Source organism: Rhodovarius sp., assembly GCF_040399605.1.
GTDB classification, from domain to species: Bacteria; Pseudomonadota; Alphaproteobacteria; order Acetobacterales; family Acetobacteraceae; genus Rhodovarius; species Rhodovarius crocodyli_A.
Genome location: NZ_JBBARU010000015.1, coordinates 46,448 through 50,952 on the forward strand (window position 1 = coordinate 46,448; position 4,505 = coordinate 50,952).

At 66.6% G+C, this 4,505-nt stretch carries 6 protein-coding genes; 3 read left to right on the forward strand and 3 right to left on the reverse strand.

Annotated elements, in window-relative coordinates:
* Positions 1–76: 76 nt before the first annotated feature.
* Genes arfB through ABWP84_RS06795 form a run of 3 tightly spaced genes read right to left on the reverse strand, consistent with a single transcriptional unit; the run spans position 77 to position 2,513 of the window.
* Positions 77–499 (reverse strand): alternative ribosome rescue aminoacyl-tRNA hydrolase ArfB, encoded by a 423-nt coding sequence (gene arfB, locus ABWP84_RS06785; protein WP_353211252.1) that lies wholly within the window; start codon positions 497–499, stop codon positions 77–79.
* Positions 496–1,182 carry an ethanolamine ammonia-lyase subunit EutC gene (eutC, locus tag ABWP84_RS06790; protein WP_353211253.1) on the reverse strand — a complete coding sequence of 229 codons (687 nt, stop codon included), beginning with the start codon at positions 1,180–1,182 and terminating at the stop codon, positions 496–498. The genes arfB and eutC overlap by 4 nt, the downstream gene beginning before the upstream one ends.
* Complete coding sequence (locus ABWP84_RS06795) at positions 1,179–2,513, reverse strand: ethanolamine ammonia-lyase subunit EutB (RefSeq protein WP_353211254.1); 1,335 nt, start codon at positions 2,511–2,513, stop codon at positions 1,179–1,181. The genes eutC and ABWP84_RS06795 overlap by 4 nt, the downstream gene beginning before the upstream one ends.
* Positions 2,514–2,611: 98 nt before the next feature.
* Here ABWP84_RS06795 and ABWP84_RS06800 point away from each other — a divergent pair, with 98 nt between their 5' ends.
* The 3 genes from ABWP84_RS06800 to ABWP84_RS06810 all read left to right on the forward strand — a co-directional run.
* Complete coding sequence (locus ABWP84_RS06800; protein WP_353211255.1) at positions 2,612–3,163, forward strand: thiamine pyrophosphate-binding protein; 552 nt, start codon at positions 2,612–2,614, stop codon at positions 3,161–3,163.
* 3 nt (positions 3,164–3,166) lie between these two features.
* Positions 3,167–3,766: a thiamine pyrophosphate-dependent enzyme gene (locus tag ABWP84_RS06805; RefSeq protein ID WP_353211256.1), complete on the forward strand. Its 600-nt coding sequence runs from the start codon at positions 3,167–3,169 to the stop codon at positions 3,764–3,766.
* A 4-nt stretch (positions 3,767–3,770) separates the two neighbouring features.
* Positions 3,771–4,505 (forward strand): NAD(P)-dependent oxidoreductase (locus ABWP84_RS06810; protein WP_353211257.1); only part of this gene is annotated, 735 nt, incomplete at its 3' end.

A 4,505-nucleotide genomic window follows, 5' to 3' on the forward strand; every position in this document is an offset into this window, starting at 1 on the left:
TCAATGGCGGTCCAGGGGTCCCTGACCCCTGGTGGGAGGGGTCCGGGGAGGGCAAAGCCCTCCCTGGTTCACCCCCTCAATCCCCAGGCCGAACCTTCCGCAAAGCCTTGGTCCGGCTATCCTTAGCCTTCCCATCCAACCGCCGTTCCTTGCTACCCTTGGTAGGCTTGGTCGGCCTCCGCTTGGGCGGCGGCGGCGCCGCAGCCTCCCGCAACAAGGCCAGCAATTTCTCCAGCGCATCCTCGCGGTTGCGCTCGCGTGAGCGAAACCGCTGCGCCGAAATAATCAGCACCCCATCATTGGTCAGCCGCGAGCCCGCGAGTTTCTCCGCCCGCGCCTTCACCTCATCGGGGATCGAGGCCGAGTGCCGCAGGTCAAAGCGCAGCTGGACCGCGGTCTCCACCTTATTGACATTCTGCCCACCAGGCCCCGAGGCGCGGAGGAAATCCTCATGCAGCTCGGCCTCGTTGAGATGGATACGGCGGGTGACTTCGATCACGGGCCGAGCAATGGCGTGGCCGGCATGTCGTCCTTCAGCGCCACCCCCGTCGCCCCCAGCCCCTGCGCCGCCGCCAGCAGCCAGGCCAGTTTCTGCGCCGCCTCCAGCGCCGAAAGCCCGCCGGGGCGGATATTGCTGATGCAGTTGCGCTCGGCATCGCTGCGGCCAATGCGCGGCGCCCAGGTCAAATACAGGCCGAGCGAATCCTGCGCCGAAAGCCCCGGCCGCTCGCCGATCAGCACCGCCACCGCCGCCGCCCCCATCGCTTCGCCAATGGCATCGCCCAGCGCCACCCGCGCCTGCAGCGCCACCACCACCGGCCCAATCGGCAGGCCGAGCAGCGGCCGCGCCGCCTCCATCACCGCCGGCGCCTGCGCCGCCACGCCCGTGGCGCAGAGCCCATCAGCCACCACAAAGACCAGCGCCCCCGGGGCCGCAGGCAATACCGTCCCCTCGGCCAATTTCCGCCCCAAATCGGGCCGCAGCAGATATTCCCGCCTATCCCGCGCCTGGCTGCGCACCGTCACATCGCCAATAAGCGCCGCCTCGGACCACACCGCATCCCGCGCCTGGGCATGCGCCGCCTGAAAGGCCAGATGCGCCGCGGTGGGCTGGGCCACGCCCACCCGGCCCAGCGCCACCCGTGCCATGGTGTGGCGCCGCAATTCCAGGGCATTGCTCACAGCCCGATCAACGCCGGTGACAGCGCCTCCGGAATCGCATCACCGCCGAGCCCCATGCGCGCCATCCAGGCTTCGAATTCCGGTGCGGCGGTCTTGCCCAGCGCGGCGCGGGCGAAAAGCCCGTCATGAAAGGAGGTGGATTGATAGGCCAGCATCACATCATCGGCGCCCGGCACGCCCATGATGTAATTCACCCCGGCCACCGCCAGGCAGGTGAGCAGCGCATCCATGTCATCCTGATCCGCCTCGGCATGATTGGTGTAGCAAACATCAACCCCCATCGGCAGGCCGAGCAGCTTGCCGCACATATGGTCTTCCAACCCCGCGCGAAGAATCTGCTTGCCATCATAGAGGTATTCCGGCCCGATAAACCCCACCACCGAATTGACCAGCAGCGGCGCGTATCGCCCAGCCACGGCATAGGCCCGGCATTCAATGGTCTGCTGGTCCACACCGCGATGCGCATTGGCCGAGAGCGCGCTGCCCTGGCCGGTTTCAAAATACATCACATTGGCACCGGGGTGGCGGGCGCTTGCAGCGTCATGCGCCTCGGCCAGCAAGCCGAGGGAGACGCCAAAACTCTCATTCACCCCCTGCGTGCCGCCGATGGACTGAAACACCAGATCCACCGGCGAACCCCGCTCCAGCGCCAGCATGGTGGTGGTGATATGGCTGAGCACGCAGCATTGGGTGGGGATATCAAACCGCCCCCGCACCATGTCCAGCATCTCCAGCAGGCGCTGCACGGTCTCGATATTATCGGTGGCCGGGTTCACCCCGATGCAGGCATCCCCCGCGCCCAGCAGCAGCCCATCCAGCACGCTCGCGGCCACGCCGCGGGCATCATCGGTGGGGTGATTGGGCTGCAACCGGATGGAGAGGGTGCCCCGAAGCCCCAGCGTATTGCGAAACCGGGTGACCACCCGCGCCTTGGCGCCCACGGCGATGAGGTCACTCACCCGCATGATCTTGGCCACGGCGGCGACCATTTCCGGGGTGAGGCCAAGGCCCGACACATCCTCGGCCGCCAGCAGAAAATCCCGCAACCCGCCCACTGTGAGGTGCGAAACCCGGGCGAAAGCCGCGCGGTCATGGCCATCGATGATCAGCCGGGTGACATCATCATCCTCGTAGGGGATCACCGCCTCATTGAGGAAGGCCCCAAGCGGCAAATCCGCCAGCGCATATTGCGCCGCCACCCGCTCCGCCGCGCTCTCCGCCGCCAATCCCGCCAGCGCATCGCCCGAGCGTAGCGGCGTGGCCCGCGCCAGCAGGGTGGCGAGATTGTCAAAATTATAGCGGGTTCCGCCGAGGGCGTGCGCGAAGGGCATGGCACGGCTTCTTTACCGTGGAAGCCCAAGCCAGCGCCAGCGGCTTGCGCGCACCGAGCCCTCGGGTGATCCTGCTGCCAATAGCCGCGAGGAAACCGATGCAGCGCAGTGATTTGGAGGCCGCCCCGCGTGCCTCCGCCGATTGGCCCGACAGGATCTATGACCTGCTCAAGGCCTATAACGTCAAACAAGTGGCCCTGGTGCCCGATGCCGGCCATTCGCGCCTCATCAAGCGCTGCTTGGCCGATAACGAAATGCGCGTGGTGACTCTGACCACCGAGGAAGAGGGCATTGCCATGATGTCCGGCGCCTGGCTGGGCGGCCAGCGCGGCGTGCTGCTCATGCAAAGCTCGGGCGTGGGCAATTGCATCAATATGCTCAGCCTGGCCACGCTGCACCGCACGCCCATGCCCATGCTCGTGACGATGCGCGGCGATTTTGGCGAGTTCAACCCGGCCCAGGTACCGATGGGCCAGGCCACTCAGCCGGTGCTGGAGGCCATGGGCACGCTGGTCAACCGCGCCGATTCGCCGGACGACATCGCCGCCTGCGTCGAGGCCACGCTGAAATTCGCCTATAACACCTATCGCCCGACCGCGACCTTGATCGGCCAGCGCGTCATCGGCGCCAAGACCTTCGGGAAGGACTGACCCATGCTCTCTCCCAATGGAAAGCTGCACCGCCGCGCGCTCGTCGCCGCCGTGCTCGAGGGCCGTGGCGACATGGCGGTGATCGCGGGCCTGGGCGCCCCGGCCTGGGACATCACCGCGGTGGGCGATACGGCGCTGAACCTCCCCCTCTGGGGCGGCATGGGCGGGGCGGCGATGATCGGCCTCGGCCTCGCCTTGGCCCAGCCGGAGCGCCGCGTGCTGGTCATCACCGGCGATGGCGAAATGCTGATGGGGGTGGGTTCGCTCGCCACCATCTCGGTGCAGGCGCCCAAGAACCTCTCCATCCTGGTCTGCGACAACGAGCATTACGGCGAGACCGGCATGCAGGAAACCGCAACCGGCCATGGTGTGGACCTCGTGGCCATGGCGCGCGGTGCGGGCATCAAGCACACCATGTTCGTCACCAAACCCGATGAGGTGGCGGGGCTGCGGGCGGCGATCCATGCCGGTGCTGGGCCATTCTTCGCGGTGGCCAAGATCGATGCCGAAACCCTGCCCTTGGTCCTGCCCCCGCGTGAGGGCGTGATCCTGCAAAGCCGTATGCGTGAGGCCATTCTCGGCCCCGCTGCCAATTTGGAATAATTCCATGCCTCATGTCGTCTTCCTGCGCGGCGTTCATCCCGATGCCACGGCACGCCTCGATGCCGAGCCGGGCTTCACCCATGAGACGGTGGATCCCTCAAACCCCGCGGCGCTGGCCGCCGCCATGGCGAAGGGCGAGGCCATTGTGGTGCGCGCCACGCCGATCAATGAGGAATTTCTGGCCCTCTCGCCCAAGCTCTCGATCGTGGCGCGCCATGGCGTGGGCTATGATCAGGTGGATGTGCCCGCACTCACCAAGCGGGGCATTCCGCTCACCGTCACGGCCTATGCCAATGCGCTGAGCGTGGCGGAGCATGCGCTGATGCTCATGCTGAACCTGGCCAAGCAAACCAAGATCTTCGACACCAATACCCGGGCGCAAAAATGGTCCAGCGTGGATGCGCCCATCTGCTGGGATCTCTCGGGCCAGACGGTGCTGGTGCTGGGCTTTGGCCGCATCGGCGGGCGGGTGACCCGGCTTTGCGCCGCCTTTGGCATGAATGTGCTGGTGCATGACCCCTATGTGGCGCGCAACACCATCATTGGCGCCGGTTTTACCCCGGTGAAGCTGGAGGAAGGGCTGGCGGCGGCTGATTTCGTCACCGTGCATTGCCCCTCCAACAGCGAGACGCGGGGCATGGTGAATGCGGAATTCCTCGGCGGCATGAAGAATGGGGCCCGCTTCATCAACACCGCGCGTGGTACCTTGGTGGATGAGGCTGCGCTGGCGGCGGCGCTG